This is a genomic window from Rummeliibacillus sp. NPDC094406, from assembly GCF_044763875.1.
Lineage (GTDB): Bacteria > Bacillota > Bacilli > Bacillales_A > Planococcaceae > Rummeliibacillus.
In genome coordinates this window covers 419,581-443,317 of the sequence record NZ_JBIWGZ010000004.1, presented here as the reverse complement: position 1 = coordinate 443,317, position 23,737 = coordinate 419,581, and the positions used below count along the sequence as shown (strand labels likewise).

Annotated in this window: 22 protein-coding genes and 1 pseudogene; 9 read left to right on the top strand and 14 right to left on the bottom strand. The window is 33.3% G+C overall.

Going from position 1 to position 23,737, the window contains the following annotated elements; translation table 11 throughout:
• Positions 1–35: 35 nt before the first annotated feature.
• From ACIQ4I_RS13680 to ACIQ4I_RS13655, 6 genes are all read right to left on the bottom strand, one after another.
• The gene (locus ACIQ4I_RS13680; RefSeq protein ID WP_403096715.1) at positions 36–587 is read right to left on the bottom strand and encodes a GNAT family N-acetyltransferase; all 552 of its coding nucleotides are present in this window, start codon (positions 585–587) and stop codon (positions 36–38) included.
• A 300-nt stretch (positions 588–887) separates the two neighbouring features.
• The gene (locus ACIQ4I_RS13675) at positions 888–1,409 is read right to left on the bottom strand and encodes a GNAT family N-acetyltransferase (RefSeq protein ID WP_403096712.1); all 522 of its coding nucleotides are present in this window, start codon (positions 1,407–1,409) and stop codon (positions 888–890) included.
• 295 nt (positions 1,410–1,704) lie between these two features.
• Positions 1,705–2,622, bottom strand: a complete 918-nt coding sequence (locus tag ACIQ4I_RS13670; protein WP_403096709.1) for a serine hydrolase domain-containing protein — start codon at positions 2,620–2,622, stop codon at positions 1,705–1,707.
• Between the two features lie 239 nt (positions 2,623–2,861).
• Positions 2,862–4,022: an acyltransferase family protein gene (locus ACIQ4I_RS13665; protein WP_403096706.1), complete on the bottom strand. Its 1,161-nt coding sequence runs from the start codon at positions 4,020–4,022 to the stop codon at positions 2,862–2,864.
• A gap of 462 nt (positions 4,023–4,484) precedes the next feature.
• The gene (locus ACIQ4I_RS13660) at positions 4,485–5,462 is read right to left on the bottom strand and encodes a DUF2268 domain-containing putative Zn-dependent protease (protein WP_403096703.1); all 978 of its coding nucleotides are present in this window, start codon (positions 5,460–5,462) and stop codon (positions 4,485–4,487) included.
• A 420-nt stretch (positions 5,463–5,882) separates the two neighbouring features.
• The gene (locus ACIQ4I_RS13655; RefSeq protein ID WP_403096700.1) at positions 5,883–6,809 is read right to left on the bottom strand and encodes a DMT family transporter; all 927 of its coding nucleotides are present in this window, start codon (positions 6,807–6,809) and stop codon (positions 5,883–5,885) included.
• A gap of 116 nt (positions 6,810–6,925) precedes the next feature.
• On the opposite strand from ACIQ4I_RS13655, the gene ACIQ4I_RS13650 reads away from it, so the two are divergent.
• Positions 6,926–8,266 carry an aminotransferase-like domain-containing protein gene (locus tag ACIQ4I_RS13650; RefSeq protein WP_403096697.1) on the top strand — a complete coding sequence of 447 codons (1,341 nt, stop codon included), beginning with the start codon at positions 6,926–6,928 and terminating at the stop codon, positions 8,264–8,266.
• A gap of 456 nt (positions 8,267–8,722) precedes the next feature.
• Here the strand turns inward: ACIQ4I_RS13650 and ACIQ4I_RS13645 are convergent, their stop codons facing one another.
• Positions 8,723–8,926 carry a hypothetical protein gene (locus tag ACIQ4I_RS13645; RefSeq protein ID WP_403096694.1) on the bottom strand — a complete coding sequence of 68 codons (204 nt, stop codon included), beginning with the start codon at positions 8,924–8,926 and terminating at the stop codon, positions 8,723–8,725.
• Between the two features lie 242 nt (positions 8,927–9,168).
• Positions 9,169–9,783, bottom strand: a complete 615-nt coding sequence (locus ACIQ4I_RS13640) for a flavin reductase family protein (protein ID WP_403096691.1) — start codon at positions 9,781–9,783, stop codon at positions 9,169–9,171.
• A 234-nt stretch (positions 9,784–10,017) separates the two neighbouring features.
• Between ACIQ4I_RS13640 and ACIQ4I_RS13635 the strand changes: the two genes are divergently transcribed.
• Positions 10,018–10,431 carry a MerR family transcriptional regulator gene (locus ACIQ4I_RS13635; RefSeq protein ID WP_403096688.1) on the top strand — a complete coding sequence of 138 codons (414 nt, stop codon included), beginning with the start codon at positions 10,018–10,020 and terminating at the stop codon, positions 10,429–10,431.
• A gap of 636 nt (positions 10,432–11,067) precedes the next feature.
• Here ACIQ4I_RS13635 and ACIQ4I_RS13630 read toward each other — a convergent pair.
• Entirely contained in the window at positions 11,068–11,901 is an 834-nt protein-coding gene (locus tag ACIQ4I_RS13630; RefSeq protein WP_403096686.1) for a DUF4037 domain-containing protein, read from the bottom strand.
• A 447-nt stretch (positions 11,902–12,348) separates the two neighbouring features.
• Positions 12,349–12,912, bottom strand: a complete 564-nt coding sequence (locus ACIQ4I_RS13625) for a helix-turn-helix domain-containing protein (RefSeq protein ID WP_403096683.1) — start codon at positions 12,910–12,912, stop codon at positions 12,349–12,351.
• Between the two features lie 117 nt (positions 12,913–13,029).
• Here ACIQ4I_RS13625 and ACIQ4I_RS13620 point away from each other — a divergent pair, with 117 nt between their 5' ends.
• From ACIQ4I_RS13620 to ACIQ4I_RS13590, 7 genes and pseudogenes are all read left to right on the top strand, one after another.
• Positions 13,030–14,205, top strand: a complete 1,176-nt coding sequence (locus ACIQ4I_RS13620; RefSeq protein ID WP_403096681.1) for a CynX/NimT family MFS transporter — start codon at positions 13,030–13,032, stop codon at positions 14,203–14,205.
• 309 nt (positions 14,206–14,514) lie between these two features.
• Complete coding sequence (locus ACIQ4I_RS13615; protein ID WP_403096678.1) at positions 14,515–15,111, top strand: TetR/AcrR family transcriptional regulator; 597 nt, start codon at positions 14,515–14,517, stop codon at positions 15,109–15,111.
• Positions 15,112–15,173: 62 nt separating this feature from the next.
• Positions 15,174–16,316 (top strand): MFS transporter, encoded by a 1,143-nt coding sequence (locus ACIQ4I_RS13610; RefSeq protein WP_403096676.1) that lies wholly within the window; start codon positions 15,174–15,176, stop codon positions 16,314–16,316.
• Positions 16,317–17,050: 734 nt separating this feature from the next.
• Positions 17,051–17,470, top strand: coding sequence for a MarR family winged helix-turn-helix transcriptional regulator (locus ACIQ4I_RS13605; RefSeq protein ID WP_403096674.1), 420 nt, complete (start codon positions 17,051–17,053; stop codon positions 17,468–17,470).
• A gap of 91 nt (positions 17,471–17,561) precedes the next feature.
• A pseudogene (locus tag ACIQ4I_RS13600) lies at positions 17,562–17,657 on the top strand (acyl carrier protein); the annotation flags it as partial.
• Positions 17,658–17,682: 25 nt separating this feature from the next.
• On the top strand, positions 17,683–18,288 hold the full coding sequence (locus ACIQ4I_RS13595; protein ID WP_403096672.1) for a DedA family protein: 606 nt from the start codon (positions 17,683–17,685) through the stop codon (positions 18,286–18,288).
• A 98-nt stretch (positions 18,289–18,386) separates the two neighbouring features.
• Positions 18,387–19,589 (top strand): MFS transporter, encoded by a 1,203-nt coding sequence (locus ACIQ4I_RS13590; protein WP_403096669.1) that lies wholly within the window; start codon positions 18,387–18,389, stop codon positions 19,587–19,589.
• 241 nt (positions 19,590–19,830) lie between these two features.
• Here the strand turns inward: ACIQ4I_RS13590 and ACIQ4I_RS13585 are convergent, their stop codons facing one another.
• The 4 genes from ACIQ4I_RS13585 to ACIQ4I_RS13570 all read right to left on the bottom strand — a co-directional run bounded on the left by ACIQ4I_RS13585 (position 19,831) and on the right by ACIQ4I_RS13570 (position 23,292).
• Positions 19,831–20,454: a cysteine hydrolase family protein gene (locus ACIQ4I_RS13585; RefSeq protein WP_403096666.1), complete on the bottom strand. Its 624-nt coding sequence runs from the start codon at positions 20,452–20,454 to the stop codon at positions 19,831–19,833.
• Positions 20,455–20,900: 446 nt separating this feature from the next.
• The gene (locus ACIQ4I_RS13580) at positions 20,901–21,515 is read right to left on the bottom strand and encodes a hypothetical protein (protein ID WP_403096663.1); all 615 of its coding nucleotides are present in this window, start codon (positions 21,513–21,515) and stop codon (positions 20,901–20,903) included.
• A 657-nt stretch (positions 21,516–22,172) separates the two neighbouring features.
• On the bottom strand, positions 22,173–22,739 hold the full coding sequence (locus tag ACIQ4I_RS13575; RefSeq protein WP_403096660.1) for a hypothetical protein: 567 nt from the start codon (positions 22,737–22,739) through the stop codon (positions 22,173–22,175).
• 139 nt (positions 22,740–22,878) lie between these two features.
• Positions 22,879–23,292, bottom strand: coding sequence for a PH domain-containing protein (locus tag ACIQ4I_RS13570; RefSeq protein WP_403096658.1), 414 nt, complete (start codon positions 23,290–23,292; stop codon positions 22,879–22,881).
• Positions 23,293–23,737: the final 445 nt, after the last annotated feature.

Below are 23,737 nucleotides of genomic sequence, written 5' to 3'. Positions count from 1 at the left end.
AACTTATATTAACTGGTATTAGTTGAATAAATTCCTTAGATAAGGTTGAGGTCTCCTTTTAAGATTGAGAACATATATAAATCATCAAATTTACCACAAGTATATTCATAATGTCTTAGCAACCCCTCTCTTGTAAACCCTTGCTTTTCTACTAATTTTTGTGACGGTAGATTCGCAGGCTCTATTAAAGCCTCAATTCTTTCTAACAGATAGTGATGGTACCCAAATTTAATAACGGCTCCTAATGCTTCGCTAGCAATTCCTTTCCCCCAGTAATCTTTGCTTAATTCAAATCCAACTTCAGCTCGATGATGTTTGGTAACCATATTAAGAAAGCCACAACTGCCAATAATATTTCCAAAATCTTTTAATGTAATTCCCCATCTAATGCCAGTGCCTTCTTCGATAATAGAGTTATACCAATTAATTTCATCCCCGATATCTTTAACTGTTTGGAAAGGTGCTAAACCCATATGCTTCACAACATCTTTATCAGATAAATATTTAAACATATCATTAGCATCCTCTGTTGTAACTTCTCTTAAAATTAATCTTTCAGTTTCAATTATCGGAAATTCTTTTTTCATTTATTTTCCTACTCTCTATTAAGATTAGATTATTTTATATACTCTGTTTATTCCATTAAACTGAACCCCTTAACTTAATAACAATTATTTCAATATTCCATGATCTAAGCAATCACTTTATTCTAGAATATGGCCCTTAAATAGAAATAAGCGCAATCCTTATTCAAGAATTGCGCCCGATTGCAGTATAAATATTATATTTTTGCTAAGACAGAGTTAACAAAATCGGTTTTTTCTTCTTTATATTTGTGTTTATTATGGGTCGAGACGTTGATAGCTTACATTTCTTTACGAGAGATCCTATTCTACTAAGGATTCTGTTATTTTCCCATCTAGATTTTTAATCGCCAACATCGAATTATCCTGAATGATTCCTGTATCTACGAAACCAAATGAAGCGTATAATGTTTTAGCTATGACATTACTTGTTCGATAAAAGAGGGTTACATATTCTGCTTCCCCATATGGCATATTTTCAATATCCATCAACATTTTTTCAAAGGCAAGTTTGCCATATCCTTTCCCCTGATAACTCTTTTCAATCATAATATGCCATATAAAATAGCTCTTCTTCCCGTAAAAAACTTCATTTTCAAATGATTCATGATCCAACGTATCATAAATATACATCAAAAATCCAACAGCAACTCCATCGGCATAAATGGCAATGGGAGTCGCTGGTATCCCGTCTGCGTTCAACATATGAGCGTCTGCAAAGCTTCTGAGGTTAGTAGTTTGTATAAAGTCTTTCTGGTTTTCTCCAACTTCAAGTGCTATTACTTCATCTATGTTATCCCCGGTTATCTTTCGTAATTCAATCATTTTTTTATCTCCTCTCCTAAAACAAGCCACTTCCACACATGGCCTAAAACATTCCAAATATCATTTCCATAATTCTCAAAATAGGGTACACAAAATATTCATCAATGCTAACTCTTTTTCCCCTGTGATTTCTAATCCTTGTTCCGCAAAATGGCCCTTTAACTAAAGAAGGAACAATTCTTTTTCAAGAAAAACGCCCGATTGTTGAATATCAAGATAGTGATTTCTCCTTTTTACAATATACTTTTATGATTTCGGAAGAGGAGAAAAACCCCTTTTCATTTGTTTAAATGTCTCATTCATCCTTCCAACTACGTAAAAGTTCTTCGAAAAAGAGTTTCGGCGCAGAGGACTGGTCATCTTGTAGATAGCTTTTTGCCACAGCCATAATATTTAGCTTCGGAACAATAAATATATATTGCCCGTATAAGCCATTCGCATAGTAATATTCAATTTTCTTGTTACTATTAGCAATTTCACAAGTCCATAGCTGATAACCATAACCAAATGTCCTGTCCTCTTCTGGTTCAAATTGTTTATATGGTTTTCTTGCCTCGTGGATCCAGTTAGATGAAACGACTTGTTTTGATTTAAATTGCCCTTCGTTTAATAATAAAAACCCAAACTTCACCATGTCCTCTAAATTTAATGAAAGACTAAAGCCACCCTCGTAAACACCTTGAGGGTCTTTTACCCAGATGTATTTTTTTATCCCTAATGGATGGAATAAAAATTCTTCTGCAAATGAGGCGGTAGAACGTCCAGAAATTTTTTGAATGATCGCGCTTAGTAAATGAGAGTTTCCGCTATTATATTCTAAGGTTGAACCTGGTTTATGTATAACTGGTTGTTCTAGTATGAATTTAACCCAGTTTTTTGAACTTTGGTATCTACCTACCTGTAACCCCGAAGTCATCGTTAGCAAATGAAATAGTGTAATTTCCTCCTTCATTGGGTCATTGAACTCTAATATTTCTGGGAAGTAGCGATGAAGAGGTTCATGAATATTTTTTATTAGCCCTTTATCGACCATAATTCCAATTAATATAGAAATAATACTCTTTGTAATCGAATAAACCTTAGTCGGATTTTGTACGACTTTTTTATTCTTTAAATATTCAAAGATCTGTGTATTTCCTTTATAAATGACAAAACCTTCAATTTTAATCTTCTTCACTTTCTTCTCTAACTTATTAAAAGATATTTCACTCATACATATAATCCCTCCTCCACTATATTGAGTCATTAGTTTATGTACATCAGTTTATAATTTAACCTAAATTTTAACCTAAATTCATTAATTTAACCAAAGGCGTTATTCAATTAAAGCACCCGTTAGTTGAACAAGTATCATAAATTTTATGACACATCATTATCCTACTAAGACAAAAGGCAGCAATAATGCTGGCATTTTCATTTTTCACATTTCATTTATTTAAATATTATTTCCTTTCACATCATTTTTTTGAGGTATGGAATCTTTCGCCATACAAAATGACTTAGCAAAAAGCTTAGAATGATTCCTAAAAATGCCGTTATAAGGAATTTAATCCAGACTGATATTGGTAGGTCATTTAATGTATATTGAAGGAAGACAACTACTGGGACATGGATGAAATAAACAACAAATACATTGTTCGATAACATTTTAGACCAACGATTAGTGCCGTTAAATTTTTCTCTAAATAATATTAGAAGACCGATTACAAGCGAAATACACAGTAACGTCTCAATTAATGATCGAGTCAACGAACCAAAGTTTTGTCCACCCTTTAAAAGAAAAGAATCTACCGTATTCCCTCCAAAATACAAAATAGTTACTATTAATACGCCAATAATAAGCCAGATGTATCCTACTCTCGCACTCAAATTTAAAAACCATTTCCGATGATAAGTCATAATGCCTAAACAAAAGAAACTCACATACTGTGGTACATGTGCAAATTCTGTTTGAATAAATCCTACGAAAGCTGTCCAATGATCAATAGGAAACCATATCCTTGTAATGAAAGTCACTAAGCTAACGATCAACCACAGGGAGAGAATCTGATAAACCTTAATGTTTCCATCTAATTTTTTTGTGGATTTCTTGGATGTAAAGAAGGTCCAGATTGAAAACAGAACCGCATACACAAGTAAATGCTCTAAAAACCATAAATGGCCAAATTGCATATCAGGCCATGATGGTCCAGACCAATTCGTGGGTTCACTACCAAGTCCAAAAAATATATTAACATAGTAAGAAAAAAATGAGATAGGTTCATAATCTCTGAAATTAATGTAATATAAATACATCAGAATAGGAATTATCACGAGAAATCCCAGTAGTAATGGAATACCAATTCTAATAAGCCGATCTTTTAAAAACCGTTTCGGCCCTTTTCTCGCGATTGATTGAGGGAGAAAATAGGCTGATAAAAAGAAAAACAGACTCATAAAAAATGCTGCATTTACAGAGAAAAACCGGCCTAACCAGTTGATAGATTCATCATCTAAAAAATACCACCAACCACCTGGCCCATAGGCTTGTCCAGCATGGTGAGCTACTACAAGCATAATTAATGCTATTTTTATATTATCGATGAAATATAAATGATCACTCTCTTTTTTCACCTTTAAAACTCCTTTCCCATTAAAAGTTATACTTTAAATAATAGTAACGTATTTTCACTGTTACTTAAAAAATACATTTATGGTAAATAATACACTATTCTTGATCAATCATTTTTTTGCATTATCGACCTTCTGTGATATTGATAATAAGTTAATTCCTACTTCTACTAACCTGCCCCATTAGTTTAAGTACATTTCTTCACAATCTCACCTAAATATTAACATAAATATCCAGTTATTAAAAAAGGTGTTGTTCAATTATATGGCCCTTTAATGAAAACAGACGCATTTCTTAGAGAAACGCGCCCGATTGTTGAAGATCGTTATTTAACTAAAGCCCTCGTTAGTTAAATATGACAAATACTAAATGTTAATTAATAGCTTTGAGCATATTTATCCCCGCTATTTCAAATCCTAGTCCCTCTTTTCACATCATTGTTCCTTTAACACTCTGGTTTGTTTCTATTTATAGTTCTCAAAGTATTTTCCTTTTTCGATGATTTCTTGTGTACTTAGACCAGTCCACTCTTCTGGTGTTTTGCCGGGATTTAAATCAAGATAGGATTTAATCATCTTATATCCTTCACTGTAACCATAGGACCTCGGCAAATCTTTTCCGCCAACTAAAATTTCTAACGCACGATTCAAGTCCTTTTTGTTTAAATCAGGTTCAATTTTAGACCATAATTCTTTGTCGTAAGTTAAATACACTGGGGTGCTTTCAAGATTATTAGGATAAACGGTTTTCTCGAACATGACCGCTTTTCCTTCAAATATAAGATTATCTAAAACAGTTCCAGAAAAATTACTTAAATACTTTTCTTCCCAAACACTGTGAAGATATTCATGGGCAACACTGACCTTGATAAAATCATCCTTATAATATCCAGTATATGGGATAAAAATTTTCCCAGCCCCAACCGTAAGCATCGGCATATTTACACGGCTAATAGGAAATACACACACCGCTGTATCCTTTTGAGAGGGTAGTAGTGCTGCAGATTTCAAAAGTGATTCTTGAATGAGTTCATTCATTTCTAGATTACGAGTTTCTAGTTCTTCGTTTATTAATTCTAATTCTGCTATATTATCAGGGGCCGAGTGGAGAAGCTCTTCTACCATATAAAGGGATTCTCCATTTTCGAAACAATCCTTGTAAACAGGCTGAATGACTTCCTCTTTATACATTTCCAAGGCTGATTTGCTTGGATTCCTCTTAACTTCTTCAAAATACCGGTCAAATAGTTGACTGACTTGAATAATTTTAAACTTTTGTTTGGTTTGAGGGTCTTCGAATTTATACATAATTTCTGTGTAATCAGTATTTTGCTCTTTTTTATGAGGTAGTTCCTCACTTGTTTCAGTTCGCGTACAGGAAGTGAGCATTAAAAGTATTAGAAATAGAATTAAAGTTGCGCTTGTTTTTAGAGTGTATTTCAATTTTATCCCCCTAAATAAAGAAACTTTTTTAATTTTAATTACTTATATAAAAATACTACATTCAATTCTTTTTCTTACATTTTCTTTAACGAAATATTCCTAATATTTTCATAATTATAACTATATTTTACCATTAATATTAATTCATTTGTGTAGTATTACTCCACAATCTAGCCCTAAAACGGAAATGGGCGCAATCCTTATTCAAGAATTGCGCCAGATTGTTGAAGATTATTTCGAAGACCATATTAAGGTAAGTCATCCCTCAGTCAAAATCAGAAGGATATTTTTATCGGGCCAGACCCCAATAATTCATTCAAAAAACTGCTGTTTTTTCTTTAATTCCCCTCTGCGCCCAATTATTTTTATAATAGGAAATGCTATAAGCAATGCAGTATGCGGCTTATGATTAACAAGAGACTATATTTTTTCATTTGATTTGCCCCTTGCACCAAAATAGTTTGTACCAACAACACCGATAATAATGATAATAGATCCTACTATGTGATATAAATGAACTTCCTCTTTTAAAAAAATGACCCCTGCTAAAATGGTAATGAGCGTAGCAAAATTACTGAAAACACTCATTTTCGATGCATCTATTTTTGATAAAGCATAGTTGGAAAGATAGGACGTTCCTAAAGACGATAGGATACCTAAATATAATATGGCAAGAACAAATTTCCAGTGACCAAAAGGTTGCATAAATTGATGGACTGTTCCATTCATTACATGGTTTGTCAGTGCCAGTCCATTAAAAGCTATAAACCCAAACAAGGTCATGATATATGTGATAGTGAATAACGAATAACGTTGTGTTAACCTTCTAGCAAATACGTTATATAGTGAGGCAGTAAGTGCTGAAAGTAAAATTAAACCAGTCCCGATGAGACTTGTATTTGTGCCCCCTGCCCCGTTCATGTACATAATATACATCACACCGAGTACAGATAAACCAATCGCTATTTTTTGACTACGTGTAGATGTTTCCTTTAAGATGATACTTGCAAAAATTAACGTGAAAATTGGTATTGTTGCTTGAATAATACCAGCTTCCGATGAAGATGTATGCATTAACCCAAATACTTGAAAAGCAAAAAAGAGTGTCGGATATAAGATGGCTAACAAGGCAATCCGCAGTACATCTTTTTTTGTTACTTTGACTTTGATCGATTCCTTTTTCAACACGAACAACACTGTGGCAGCGATCCCTGCAATGGTAAACCGATGAGCCAATGTATCTAACGGTGTTGCAACCGTTAATGTAACTTTAACAAACATAAATGACAATCCGATAATGATTGCATAAATGGTTGCTGCGATATATGCATTTCTATTTTCAATCATTTCGATTTCCCCCTTATCTTGATCCGGCCGGTACCATTATCGTAAGAGATAATAATAACCTTTACGATATAAAAAATACACATCTGTACCGATACAGATGTGCAAGGAGGTTTATGATGCTTAAATATGAATCAATCTATCAATCACTTCTGATGCAAATTCAGTCCAGTAAATTTTCGACCGGTGGAAAATTACCATCCATTCGAAATTTAACACAACAATTTTCTTGTAGTAAAAGCACGGTATTGACTGCTTTAAAAAAATTGGAGGAGCAACATATTATTTATGCTCTACCGAAAAGTGGTTATTATGTTGTGGATAATCAGGTCTTCAAACCCCCATTGTCCACTGATATAATTGACTTTGCAAGCGCATCTCCTGCTTGGCATGCATTTCCTTATAAAGAATTTCAACACTGCATAAATAAAGCAATTGATACTTATCAAGAAGAATTATTTCTCTACGGAACGCCAAAAGGTTGGCCGCCACTCATAGCAGAAGCTAAAAAACTGTTAGAATCTTACCAAGTATTCACGCATAAAGAACAGATTTTCATCACTACAGGTGTTCAACAGGCTCTTTCTTTATTAAGTATTATACCCTTTCCAAATAATCGTTCCACCATTCTAGTTGAACAACCTAGCTATCATTTATATATGGATCTGCTGAAAAACCTACAGCTGCCAGCAATAGGAATTCAACGTACCGCGAAAGGTATTGATTTAGGTCGACTAGAACAAATATTTCAAGAAGAAGATATTAAATTTTTTTATACAATGCCACGCTTCCATAATCCTTTAGGATCTTCATACGGTAAAAAAGAAAAAGAGGCTATTTTACAATTAGCACACCAATATAATGTATACATTTTAGAAGATGATTATTTAGCAGATTTTGAATACAATCCGAAGAACGATCCTCTTTTTGCTGATGATTACCATGATAAAGTCATCTATTTAAAAAGTTTTTCAAAAATTATGTTTCCTGGGTTAAGAGTTGGATTGGCGGTTCTTCCTCCTTCAATTATTGACATTTTTCAAAAATACAAAATGACATCGGATATCGACAGCTCTATGATTTCACAAGCCGCATTATATCTCTATTTGAGAAATGGTATGTTTGAACATAATAAAACGAAAGTCAGTAACATCTATCATGCACGTGCGAAAATTCTGCATCAATCAATACTAGATCATTTACCTACCTACGAATCTACATCAGAAATTGTAATGCATAGTCATATTGTGTTGCCCAAGCGTGTGAATTTGAAATCATTTGATTATCATTTACAAGAAGAAGGCATATATCTGGATTCAGTTGAAAGAAATTATTTAGATGACTTTTACCACGAGCGGATTTTGAAGTTGAATGTTTCAAATATTGACGCCAATCGAATTGATGAAGGAATTAGGAAAATTGCAAGTGCATTAAAAAATCCTCAAAACCACTTTTTGTAATCTTTCAGTAAGTTAGAATTATCCTTGTTTCAAAAGTATAAAGGGGTGAGGGATATTAAACATGACTAATATCCTTCACCTCTTTACTCTTGTCTGATACATTCATCTTTATTTTTTGTCTCACGGCTCCTATAGTATTCCTTCTTCGAAATTAGATTAACTTTATCATCGTCTGATAGATTTTCACATTAAAAAATCCACTTACATTCGTATATTATTCTAATTTCTTATTTCATAAAATGGCCCTTTAGCTAAAGAAGCCACAATTCTTTTTCAAGTGTAGCTTTATAAAAAAGACTGATTAAAAAGTTCTTCTCAATCCCTATTTAATAACAAATACAAATAATCCATTTTGAAAAAAGATTGATCAAAATGGATTTTCTTTTAATAATTAGGTTCGATTTTTTATAGAAAAGTTTGATTATTTTAAAGCTCCTTGTTAAACAAACGCACCCGTTAGTTCAATAAGACAATGCCGTAGACTTTTTTTTGAAGGTTTTTTCTCATTAGAGATGCGATCTCGATATTATCTTGATTAGAAGTTTTTTCTAACTGCTCAATAATTAACTTTTGTCGTTCCATAGGGTGGCTTTGACTTAATTTAGCTTTTGCTTCAACTTTTGTGATTTTGACTTTGAACGCTACAATACCGTTAGTCATTCCCTCAATAAAACGGGGTTCTACTTCATTCAAACTGTATGGACTTTCAGGACTTTCATATTTGTTAACTGATTCATTTGGTTGTTTACGTCAGTGGTCAAAAACGGAGCTAGGCTGCCGATCCATGTCGGCAGCTTAGTCTTAATTGTTACCAGAACAACGCAAAGATACTATTGCTGATTTCTCGCCTGTTCCTGCTTCGCGGTAATAAATGATTGGTTTCCTTTTTTCTTAAGACCCCGTCAGAGTCGCTGGGGGCTATTTAATGTAAATAATTCCGACATTTTCGCATAATAGGGCCCCGAGAGACGACCTACCGGCTTAAGGTTGGCCAAATCTATTTTCCCATCCTTGTAGAGTGCATCTTCGATGTGTATTTTAACGACACGACCAATAACGAGGTTTGATGATCCGGCTCCTTCCCCAAATGTCAGCATGTTCTCCAACACACATTCCATTTGTATGGGACTTTCTTTAACTCGATACGGCATCACTTTCGAGCTGGGAATAGGTGTTAAGCCGGTCTCTTGAAACTCATCTATGTCAGGGGCAAATTCTATGGATGTTTCGTTCACTTTCGTTACAATGTCCTCTGTAACGATATTGACAACAAATTGTCCCGTCTCTTCAATGTTGAGTGTGGTATCTTTCTTCGTACCATCTTCGGGTCGAATCAGGGGGGCAAAAGCTACCATAAATGGCCAAGGACATACGCCGCAAAAATTACTGAAAGGCGCAAGATTGGGAATACCTCCCTTTGAGATAGTAGAGACCAAAGCAATCGGCCTAGGCAAAATAGAGCCTGTATATAATTTGTAACTGTCTTTCCACGTAAGGTTTTCAGGAATAATTTCCACGTTGATTTCATCCTTTCTTGATTAGCTCATATATAATATTGATTGATCAATGACCTATACATTCAGATATCATGGCAATTCCTCCTAGACTGTTATGACTGCAGTATACAAATTAGAGCCGGCTCGAAGTCAAGGGGGGATTTTATAAGAAATGGGATTCTAAATACTTGACTTCGAGTCGGCTCTAAGGTGTACGATAATCTCAAACCAAGATTACAAAGGAGGATGCATCCCTTGCTCACCATTAGCCAAGTGTCAGAAAGGACGGGTTTAACCCCTTATACATTGCGTTATTACGAAAAAATTGGAGTTCTGAAGAGCCCGAGTCGAAGAAAAGGAGGGGCACGGACCTACACCGAAAGCGAGGTTTCATATATTCAGTGTTTAAATCATTTAAAAAAGTTAGGTCTATCACTTGAGGAGATCACAGAGTTTACTCGCGACGGTTGTGTGATGGAAAAAGTACAGTTGGGGGAAGACCCTGCCAAGTTTACTCCCACATTAAATAAGCGAACCGAAATACTTTCGAAATATCTGTTGGATTTGGAAGCCAAGCAGCAGGAATTAGATCAGATGATTTTACTTACAAAAGAAAAGCTAGCCGTTTATCACGAGCTTTCCAAAGGAAGTTACGAAGCTCCAAAATAAATATGGCTTTGAGCTTAATGAATTGCTCTGCCTTGAAAACTTGCCGACACATAAGTTGCGACACACTCTGATGACTTGGCTCAGAAAGCGGGGCATCTAAGTGCACTCTGTTTTCTGTATATTGTTGTCAAGCCAAAGCTTTCGTTCGTGTTTTTTAAAGTCTTTCGAGGAAATATTAAATATTTCTACTTTATTAAATGTAATCCATATCGTTTGTGGTTCTCCATAGAAGTGTTATAGCTTTTTGCATATTATTGTTTATGTTTTTTTGAGACTTTTGCAGAGACAACTTTCTATTTTTAAAAGTTTATACAAGACTAAAGATTATTTCTTTGTCATAGAAACCCTACTTTATGTATACTTCTTTCTTCAATTACTTTAATGTTATTTGCTGATTCTAGTTTTTCCTTCTTCCACTATCCTGTCCCGATAGTTTAAGTGTATTTAATCACATTCTCTATCTGATTTTGTTAAAAAAACAAGCCTTAGAGAAATGATCTAAGGCAATACTATCGCATCTTTTTTACAAACGGTATGACTTTTTTTTAAACGGTACATCTTTTTTATATACGGTACGACTTTATTTCAAATCTATATCAAGAATTGCGCCCGTTAGTTGAACAAAGACCTTTCTATTCAGTTATTTTTTGGCCTTAAGAATAGTGATTTATCAATAACATTAGATAAATCAATAGTTGGGTACTCACTTTGTATTAATTGATAAATTTCCTGTGTAATTACTTCTAATTCTCTTACACTATTTTTAGGGTGTCCCAATAAAATCGACGTAAGACGGTTCGATAAATTTTTGGGAGCAATTTTCATATTCTTTAAAGAATGTTTTTGCCATTTGAAAGCTGGATGATGAACATATAATCGATTTATTCCAAAAAGAATTCCCATTATATTTGTCTGTACTGAAACAATTACCTTATAGAGCATTAGCCAATCTTCGCGTGCAAGCAGAGCCTCACGATTATTCCACCGGTTACCCAAATTGAAATGATTTCTTATCATTGCCTCACTCAATTCTCGTGGATAAACCACTACTTTTTCCTTTAGTTGACTAATAACTTTCTCGCCACCAAGCGATATACCATAGTAAATTGAAGCTACAAGACATTGTTTATCTAAATTAGTATCAAAAGCCAAAGTTACGTCATTAATAATTTTTTGGATAGTAGATGTTAAAAAGTTACTTATTTCTAATTTAACTCCTTGAGTTATATATGTTTCAGACCATTCCTCTTCCTCATAAGGATGAAAATCAATAATACTTCCATTAACTGTATTAATAGAAGCTTGTCTATCCTCTTCCGTTGGACTATCTTTCCAAAATATAAATAACTCTATATCAGAATATTCATCGTGCCAATTACGTGAAATAGCCCCCCCAAGTAGTACAGCCTCAACCTTAGAATTTTGCATATAAATTTTAGAAATTTCTGATGCCAATGACTTTAAATTCAAATTTATACCCCCTATATATCTTTGTATTTATAACAAACTCCAACAATTCTTTTATTCAACTAACCTGCCCCGTTAGTGTAAGTACATTTGTTCACAATCTCAATTCCATTATATTGGAATATGTTATTTTCCCTCAACAATATGACCCGATTGTGGAATAAGAAAAATCCTACATACACAGGATTTTATAAATGATCAGTGTTTAAACTACTTAATATAAAATGAACCATAAAATTTCCTAAAACAAAAGGAACCATAAAGTTTCCAAACGGAAATTTTATAATTCCTGTCACATGACGCTCATTGAAACCATATGATTTCGAAATATGGAGACGGTGAGAGTCTAACTCGTTTATCTATAAAATTGTTTATCTATAAAATACAGTATTAGCAGTTATTATTAGGGGGGTAACTACAGTTTCTGAATTCTTTAAGCCTTCGATTTCTTTATTCCATATTAGGCTGATAGTGTACAATAACTGTTAATGATATTTTCTGTTCAATAGTGTTTTTGTACGTATGAGGTCTATCACTTTTAAAGCGAATAGCTTGATGTTTTTTGACAACGTGCCATTCCCCATCAATTAACAGCTTTAGCTCTCCTTCATTTACTAGAATATATTCCTCTGATTGCTGATGATGTCCTTCTGAAAGAATTTCACTTTGTCCATCAAACTCCATCATAAACATTTCAAACCCTTTTTTCTCATCGAAAGGAAAATATGGATATATCTTTACTCGGTCATTTTCTGTATCAATTGCCTGTAAATCCGCTCGATCAATACAATTAACTTTTTCTTCATTTTCAGTTGTTAAAGCAGATAAAGGGATTCGTAGGCCCGAAGCAATCTTCCATAAAATTGTAATGGTTGGGTTCGAATCTGCTTTTTCAATTTGACTTAACATAGTTTTACTAACGCCTGTTAATTTAGACACTTTATCTAAACTTAATCCTTGATTTCCGCGATAGTTTGCTAAGTTTTGTGCTACTACTTCATGAATTGGTCTCAATTCTAAACAACCTCCTTTTCAATATAAAGAACATATTGTACAATATAAAGAACAAGTTCGCTATATTGTATTTTTAATGCATTATAACAAACTTTTATATTGAAAGGAGTCTTTTTTATGCCAACAAAGCATTTTAATTGGTTACTATTTATCACCATTTTATTAATAGCAGCAAATCTACGTGCACCTATTACATCAGTAGGTGTAGCATTGCCCTCAATCAAATCAACCTTACATCTTTCAACAAATGAAGTAAGTTTAATCACGATACTTCCATTGCTTGCTTTTTCAGTTATTTCATTTTATGTGGCAAAAGTAAGTACACGATTTGGAATTGAAAAAACACTTTTTACATCTTTGTTAATTCTTCTAACAGGGATTTTATTAAGAGCAATTTCTGATGTTTCATGGCTTTATATCGGTACATTATTCATAGGCATTGGCATTGCCTTTGGAAATGTCCTGGCGCCAAGTATGATTAAAACCTATTTTCCATCCAGGATTGGTATAGTGACAGGCTACTATACCGTGGTCATGAACGTCTTCGGTGGTCTTTCTTCATATACTACTGCCCTATTGACAACACACTATTCTTATATGGTTGCGTTGAGTTTAATAGGCGTAATCACAATCTTGACAATCATTATTTTTTCATTCCAATTGAGAAATAATCTAATCGTTTCTTCCTCTGTCAAAGAAAAAGCAATCAATGTATGGAAATCTCCTTTAGCATGGCAAATCACTTTATTAATGGGCGGGCAATCACTTATTTTTTATACGCTCATCAATTGGTTGCCTGAAATGCTTTTAGAAAAAGGAATTTCTACGAATAAGTCTGGATTTTATTTGTTACTATTACAACTAGCAATCCTACCATTTACTTTTATCGTCCCTATTATTGCTGCAAAAAGAGCTTCACAAGTCTCGATCATGATTATGACAGGTATACTGTTTGTCTTAGGTACATTGGGACTAATATGTCTCCCAGCAAAATATATTGTAATTTCTATTATTATTCTAGGAATTGCTAGTGGATTTGCGTTTGGGCTGGTCAATACGCTGTTCTCATTACGTACAGAAAGTGCACAAACAGCTACAAAATTAGCTGGTATGGCACAATCATTAGGCTACTTACTAGCTGCAGTTGGTCCGTTACTATTTGGTGTAGTACATGATGTAACACACAACTGGTCTGCTTCTCTCTTTATCTTACTAATCATGGCTTTTGTTATTTTATTTTTCGCTTCTGGTGCAGGGCGCAATCAAACTGTGGAGGAAACTTTACAAAAATAATAAAAGAAATTGTGAAGCGTATACACAATGTGGTGTTCAAGGTTAGCAAATTGACCATAAGGTTCATGTTTTAAAGATAGTCGAGCGTCTGGATTCGTTGGCTAATAAAAGTTTAATAATTCATAATAAAGATTGATAAAATTATTAATTCAAATAAGACTTGTGTTTGTATAAGGGGCTATTTTTAATTATTCGTAATCTAAAATAATCAAATTATATTTTAAAGTTACAATAAAACACTTTTATTGACCAATCGGTACAAAATGTGTATTCTACTATTGTTATCTTAAAAATGAAAGGAGAATAAGATTGAATAATCGAGGTAGGCCCAGAGAGTTTAATTATTCCTCAATTGTAGATGCTGCAATGAAAACTTTTTGGATAAGGGGATATGAGGGGTGTTCTACACAAGATTTATGCAGTGATACAGGCCTTGGAAAAGGAAGTTTATACAATACTTTCGGTAGTAAACATGAACTGTATAAACAAGTATTAGAACGCTACCATGAAATTGGAATCAGGGAACAAAAGAAAATGTTAGATACTCCAATTTCAGTTAAAGAACGATTAAGTAATTTTTTTGAATGGGCATTGAAAGAAGACTTTGAGAATATTGATCAAAAAGGATGTTTATTGATTAATGCCAGTGTAGAACGTGCTAAAAACGATTTAATGGTACAAGAAATTTTCTCAAAACATGTTGAGCTTCTTAAACAAGCTATTGAAACAGTGATGGAGGAAGGATTGCAAACAGGTGAAATTTCAAAGAAGCAATCAGCTGAGGAATTAGCTAGTCTGCTTTTAAGCAGTTATTACGGATTCCGTGTTCTTAATGTATCGATGCAAAATCGGATGTTAGCTGAACAGGTTATCAAAGGAACAATGGAGTCTATTTTTGGCGCTTAGTGCGCTCTTTTTTCGCACTATTTTTGTACCAATCGTTACAATAATGTATTAGGAGTGTTTTTATGCCATCGATTATTTATTTATTAGCTTTAGCTATCTTTTGTATGACTACATCAGAATTTATGGTTGCAGGTATGATGAACGAACTTGCTCTTGCATTCCAGGTTTCTGTATCATCTATTGGGTATTTAATTACAGCTTATGCAGGAGCAATGGTGGTAGGCGGCCCTATTTTAACTGCAATTCTCTTACGAATGCGCAGCAAACAAGCCTTATTGTTTTTAATGTTTGTATTTTTAATTGGTCAATCGCTCGGAGCAATTGCTTGGAACTATAATATTATGATGATTTCACGTATTATAACTGGTATTGCTTCAGCTTCAGCTTTTGGAGTTGCGATTTCCTTTTCTGCAACATTGGTTCACTCTGATTTAAGGGGAAAAGCTGCATCAATTGTACTCGCAGGTTTAATGATTGCAACTGTCTTAGGATTACCTATAACAACCTTTATTTCGCAATATTATGGCTGGCGTATTAGCTTTGGGGCTGTTTCTGTTCTTGTTCTAGTATCAGGAATTATGATCCAATGGCTGTTACCATCATCTTCAAATAAAGAGCAAGTAAATTGGCAAGACGAACTTTTGCGATTTAAGAATATTCATCTTTGGGCAGCGTACGTAACAAGTATGTTTATTATTGGAGGTACGTTTGCAGCATTTAGTTATTTCACTCCTATCTTTACAAATGTTACAGGCTTTTCAAGCGCAAGTATTCCATATTTACTTGCTCTCTATGGTAGTGCGACGGTAATTGGAAATATAATAATTGGCAAGTTCGCTGATAAATTTACAATGAAAATACTTATGGGTGGATTAATTATTTTAATCGTATCGTTGTCTTTATTTGCTTTAGGTGCAGAGAATAAATACATTGCGGTTATTTCTACGATTTTTATTGGTTTAACTGGTGTAGCATTGAATCCGGCCATGGTTGCGAGGGTAATGAAAACAGCTGGTAATGGAACAATGATAAATACCGTTCATAGTTCTTTTATTACTCTGGGTATTGTTATTGGTTCGTCACTAGGTGGTCTTGGAATCAGTAAAGGATATGGTTATGTATCTCCGCTGTGGATTGGATCTTGTTTAGCTATCCTTGGGGTAATTTCATTACTACCATATTTACATAAGAGAAAGACGGATTAAGTGGTTTAAAGTTTCTTTACATCTTTATTCCCTTTTCGCTAAATTTACTTTTTGATTATGCATTGATAATGATAGTTTTTTGCTAGGTATCTAGTCGATAATCCGGTAGCTATATTATTCTTATAAAGAAAGCATCTTAGCTTAGATTACAAAAAAGATGTAGTGTTTATAAAAAATTGTAAAACAAACTTTGTATTAAAAATGAATTATATAGAAAAACGTAGTCCTCTTATTTTGATCAATCTTTTTTCAAAATAAAAGGGCTTATTCTATTACAAAATCAACGTTCGTGACACTTTCTTAATCAAACTTTGTTTTAAACAAGCATATGCGAAATATTAACGAACTCAAATAAGTTCTCACTTAAATACGCCTTATAATATTCAAACGTTTAAATGACTTGTCAATACTAGATCCTAAAATAATTCTGTGAGTGCCTAGAACCTTCTTCTAAGCTCACATATATCCTCTTATAGTTCCACTGTTTTTTCCGGTCCTTCCCTTCCCTGCTTGGAAATGCATCAGATAATACAAAAGATTTTTATCGCTACCTTCCGCTTCAATTATTACTACATGGGTAACATTAGGTTCATATCTTCTGCAATCAACCTTTTTACAGTATTTCAGTAGTATTTTCATAACATTTGACAATGAAATTTATTTGATTTAACATAAACTTAAAATATTTTAATTAAATTTTTTTAACTTTATTACAGAAAGGAGAAAATAATGTGTTGGATGAACTCTTTGAAGATTTGTATATGAAAATTACTATGAATTTTTATAAAAAAACCGCTCATGGCCAAGTTGAGATTGAAAATTTAAGCGCTGTAGAAATGGCATGCCTTGAAGTTGTATATTTCTTAAAAAAACCTACCTATAGCGAGCTTGCAGAGTTTTTTAATATATCACAGCCGAATGCAACATATAGAATCAACAAATTGATTAAAAAAGGGTATCTTACAAAATTCAATGACGAAAAAGATAAACGTGTATATTACCTCCAAGTAACAGATAAATTTATGGAGTATTACTCTCTTAATGATAATTTTATTAATAAAATTATTACAAATTTGAAAAACAGATGTACCGCAGAGGAAATAGAACAATTTGAAAAAATGTTAAAAATACTAACAAAAGAAGCTATTGAATAATTACAAATGGAATTAAAATTTGCAAAATAGAATGAACTATATTTAAACAGTGGTGCAGTTCTAGAAAATAAACCTTTACCATGTGACTTGCAAACGTTTAGATATTGAAGTATCTATTTCAGATTTCGATCGTGATGAATGGGAAACACCAAATACGATTGTTAAGAAATTGGAAGTTCTACGATAAAAAAAGGAACCTTTGGAGTGATAACATGGAATGGATTTATGAACTATTTCAACAGCATGGATATTTTATTGTATTAGTTGGATTGATGTTAGAATATATCGCTCTTCCATTTCCAGGGGAGCCAACATTAGTTTATGCAGGGTATTTAGTACATACAGGAGACTTAAACTTACTGTTATTAATTCTACTATCGTGTATTGGGACATGTGTTGGAATGACTATTCAGTACTTTCTAGGTAATAAACTTGGTATGCCGTTTATACAAAAGTATGGAAAGTATGTGTTTTTAACACAGAGAAAAATCGATTTAACGAAAATGTGGTTTGATAAATATGGATATTTCCTCCTTTTTATTGCATTCTTCATACCAGGCGTAAGGCATTTTACGGGATATTTTGTAGGAATAATCAATTTATCATTTCGCCGTTTTGCAATAATAATTTTTTCAGGGGCTCTGTTTTGGGTATCGTTCTTCTTAATTGGTGGTTACTGGTTAGGTGATAAAATGCAGTATGTCTTTAGTATGATTGGACAACACATCGGGAAGATTGTTTTTGGCGGTATCATAATTGTAGCTATTATCCGATTCCGTAAACAATTGAAACGTTTATTTGTACAAAGCTCAAATTAATTTGGAACCCATTCTATGTAAAAAATTAGAAGCCTCTTTGACAGTATTTTGGAGAGGTATTTCACATCAATTATTCTAATAGAAAGAGATGTTAATACATGAAAAAAACAATAAAAGAACAAAAGTCGATATTAATTATTCTTCTAAGCAATATATTCATTGCATTTCTCGGAGTTGGTCTCATCATTCCAGTTATGCCATCATTTATGAATATCATGCATTTATCAGGAAAAACGATGGGTAATCTTGTCGCCGTATTTGCGGTGGCACAACTACTTATGTCACCACTCGCAGGTCGTTGGGTTGACCGTTATGGCAGGAAGAAAATCATCACAATTGGTTTATTCCTTTTTGGTATTTCAGAACTTATCTTTGGTTTAGGCACGCATGTATCGGTGCTTTATCTATCAAGAATGTTAGGGGGAATTAGTGCCGCCTTTATTATGCCAGGTGTTACTGCATATGTTGCAGATATTACATCAGTTCAGGAACGACCAAAAGCGATGGGTTATATTTCTGCCGCCATTAGTACTGGCTTTATTATAGGACCTGGCTTTGGTGGCTTTATTGCTGAATACGGTATACGCATGCCCTTCTTCTTTGCGGCTGCCATTGCCTTTTTAGCATGCATTTCATCAATATTCATTTTAAAAGAGCCGCTAACGAAGGAACAGCTTGCAGAGATTTCTGCTAAAACCAAGCAAACAAGCTTTATAAACGATTTAAAAAAATCACTTAATCCACTTTATTTCATTCCATTTATCATTGTATTTGTACTCGCCTTCGGTTTATCTGCATATGAAACTGTTTTCAGCCTATTTTCTGATCATAAATTCGGCTTCACGCCGAAGGACATTGCAGCCATTATTACAATAAGCTCAATCTTCGGTGTTATTGTACAAATATTTATGTTTGGAAAAATGGTCGATAAACTCGGTGAAAAGAAATTGATCCAATTATGTTTAATTGCAGGTGCAATATTAGCGGTTACGTCCACCGTAATCTCTGGCTTTTGGGCAGTGTTGGTGGTAACTTGCTTTATCTTCCTCGCATTTGACTTGCTTCGTCCGGCATTGACGACATTTTTATCAAAAACTGCCGGTAACGAACAAGGATTTATTGCTGGAATGAACTCAACCTATACGAGCTTAGGAAATATCATCGGACCAATGTTAGGCGGAATACTATTTGACGTAAACATCCACTACCCTTACCTTTTCGCAGCTGTTATTATGGTCATTGGCCTCGGTATTACATTCGTGTGGAAAGAAAAACAATTGACAGAAAACTTAGTAGAATAATTTGAAAAGTGCGGGAAGCCTTTGGAACAATAAAAACCCAAATTATTCCTTTGGTCATTCAAAGTAGCTCTCTTTGTGGACCTAGACAAACCCATATTTCACGATAAATTTGAAAAATCCCTTTTGAAAAAAGATTGATCAAAAGGGATTCTTATTCAACAGATTTAAGTTTGATATTCATAAAAAAGTTTGATTATTTTCTATCTTTAGGAAATATTTATAAATTGATTGTGAAATAGGATCACTGATAAGGACAACCGAATTGTATCCAATCACTTTTGGTTAAAACGGCATTGTTCCGGGTCCCCGGACTATTCAACATATGCCAAGATGTATACTGTTCGGCATAAGGATTAAATGCTGAAATTCCGTCAACAGGAACAATGACATGATATCCCCGAAAAGCAGCGCTTGTCGCTGTATGCAGGACTGCACCATTTGCGGCATAACCGGTAACGATTACGGTTTTTATGCCGTTCTCTTTTAGGATTTGATCGAGATCGGTTTCATAAAATTTATCAACGTTTGATTTCACAACAGGTTCATTGGGCAAGGGAGAAAGCTGAGGAACAATATCTGAGGCATTTCCATTATGTGTAAGACTATAGACAACTAACATGCCCCGTTCACGGCTTTTCGTCAGTAACGGTTTGATATTTGAGATGGATGCAATACAGCGAGGATTATTACATATCGTCGCTTCCATATCTAAAACGAGCAGTGCGCTTGTTTTCGGGTCAACAGTGACAAATTGCAGCTTAGGCGGAGGCGGAGCAAGAACGCAATTCCATTCATCAATGATCGTCGTGTTATTTCTTGTTGCATAGTCGATCAATTGAATACAGTAAGGACAATAATAAATCATCTTCATCCACCCCTAAGCTCTTATATGTTACCTAATTTATTCAGTCAAATTGAAAAGGTGAGGATAGGTAAATGATAAACTTAAAAAGTATTCCTGATTAAACAATCACATCCCCTTGGTCGAATTTTTAAATAACAATCTCTCTAAACAAGATAGACAGCATTATAAAATTGCTATTACAATAGTTCCTCCAGATATGGTTGAATCCCCTAAAGATAAAGAATAGAAAGAGAAAGTTTGAAAAAGAGTTAACGAAAAACTTATCTTTTCGTTAACTCTTCTATCCATTAAAACTTATAACAATAATAATTTTACTGATACTTATTTAATCTGCTTTGCAAAAAATCTTAGAAAGTCTTCAGAATGATCACATGCACGGCTTTTTCTTCATTAGTTAAAGACATGCCTCTATAGTTCCTGGCACTATCCTCAAACAATCGCCTGACTTAAAAATAGCTGATAGTTTCTAGTACATACTTTCCATTTGATAATTGGTTAAATTTCAAATAAACATAGATTCTGTTCATTGGGCTATAGTTTTTTGGTTGGAAAGAAAACTCAAAAGTTGCAAATCCAGTACCAACATAAGAATCTTCATTTCTTATTTGAGATGTTGTGACTTTTTTTACAGCCTTTGAATAGTTTGCAATTTCTGCTTTTGAATTCGCTTTACGAGTCCCTTTTACTTTAGATTTGTACTTATCCAACGAATAACCATATCCAAGCATATAGTTAGTATGTGTTTTGGCTACTAAGTGTTTTTTCGCATATGCTTTAAAATTATCTGTGTTTCCGTCACCTAAAGAAGTACCGTAAATTTTGATTAGTTTTGCAGCTTCTGGTTTTAATTCGCTCTTAACTGTTTTTGTACTAAATTTCTTAGGTAAAGTGATTACTCCTTTTTTTGAAACTACCGGTGTAGTACTTGCTGTTTTAACCGCTTTACTTGTGGATGTAGCGTTACTTGCCGCTGAAGCTCCTACTGTCCCATATACTAAGGTACATGCAAGGACCATTGACATAACGATACTTTTTGTGAATTTCTTACTTCGTTGTTTCATAAACTTTTTATCATCCTTTTCTCATCAATATTATCCAATATTTATCATTGAGATTTTATATTACCATAATAAACCCAACAAGTTACTTAACATCACTAAAACAGGAAAAATTTACTGAATACGGATTATAAAATAGAAATATCCTCCTATTCACTTTTAAATCCGAAATTTAAATTTAGTTTTTTCGTATTATATATTAACTAAAAAATCCTGCTAAATCCCTAATTAGCATTGTAGGAATTTGGTTAGCTCATTAATCAAGTGAAGATTGGAAACTTCTCCCCTTCATTTTCATACTGTGACACATACCCTTCACAGTTCTCAGTTTAGGATATGTTTCTTTAAATTAGGTAAATTGTTGTAGTATTTATACATAAAAAAATAAGGCCTAAATATACAGTGTTGGCGTATACTTAGACCTTATCAATTATAAATTTCTTAAAACTATTTTTACTTCATTAATTTGATCTTCCTTGTATATAAATAAACCATGGAAAATATAAAATTGTAGTTAGTGCAACTTGTATGTCTGATAAAAAAGACGCTATCTAAATCAAAAATCATTTAGACAGCATCGTCTACACCAATTACCCTTCCCACGCAACAGTAAATCATGTACCAATAAGAATATAAATTAAGTTCATTACATACAAGAATTTACTCTGGAAATTCTTGGCGTAATGCATCCAAGAATATCTCGGCTATTCCATTAGGGTTTCCATTTTTCGTTGTTTCTTCTGATAACCAAGAATATTCCAAATCGTGAATAATTATGGGCAGTTCTCTATTAAAAGTATTAATTATAACTTTATTGTCGTGTAATTTTTTCGCTACATTAGAAACTACCTGTAATAGCTCATAATAACCGTTTGGTCCTTTTCCTATGTAATTTTGATCCTCATCATACATTAATGATTCGTCCTCGTACCCAATATCCTTTATGCCATTTTCCTTAAACCATTGTAATAAAATGTTTGTTGATTCTTCATCACCAATAATCTCATTTTCATCTTGTCTCCAAAAGGCGTAATTCCATCTCTCCTCACTGAGCTGTGAACTATACTCACAATCTTCCTCAGTATTATAACTGATTGCAAAAGTAGGGATATTATCTGAAACTTCATTTGTATATACAAAAAAAGATAATGCATATATTCCTTCCTCATTCCAACTTTCAATAATCGGTTTTATCTTTTCGTACAGATATTCTGTTAAGTTTACCATAGTAGTCCTCCTACAAAAGTAGTTAATCTATTATCCATTTTATTAAATAATTGTTCATTTGTCTTACTAATGGGCTATTTTAAATAATTGTTGTTAATTGGGCTAAAAATAGAGTGATTTTCCGAAATCACTCTAACACTCATTGATTTATATTGTTATTAACCTCAATTTGTGGATTAATACTTTTTAGCAAAGATGCAAATTTTTGTTTATCCTTTGGAGAAACGAGTGCCATTCCAAAATCAGAGCCATAAGTTATTTCAAGCCTATCAATCGAAAGTGCGGAAGATGCTAACGGATTTTGTGTTTTTGTAATTTTTTTAATATCTTTTATTGGAATTTTCTTTTTTATCGGGCCATTTCGGATAATTAGTAATTCGTTATTAACTTTATATCCTGTTGTAAACCAACTCCAAACTAACAGGATTGCAAAAGGTATAGTGAAAAAAAGTGCTCCATAGTCTCTTCCTATAAAAAATGGAGTAAAGCAAGCAATTATACAACCCCAATTGATAGGATATATCCATAAATCTTTTTTTGATGGAAAATACATTCCAATCCCCTTCCTTTCTCTAATAATTGTACGTTCTTAATGACCTATAAGTTTCATTAATTGGCAATAACTAACTTTCTATAATCGTTTTAGTTATAGATACATTGTCACTTCGATGTTTCACAACTTGATGTATCGGATGATGGTTTTGCACGTCTCAATAATATATTGAAGACTAAATATTATAAATTTGTTGATAAAAAGTTTTTTTTACTATTAACCATTAGCCGGGAACATGATCAGTTGCTGTATTGTATTGGATAACTTCCCCTTTACCAGAGACAATTGTTTAAATGTCGCCAGATTCTATAAACATTGAATCGAGGAATATACAAAAATAAAACTGAATTCCTGGATCAGAAAAATTAAATAAAAAGAGTACTATTAATCCTTATTCTCAAAAGCATAAAGGTGCCAGATACTCAAACAGATAAATGACGTAAAT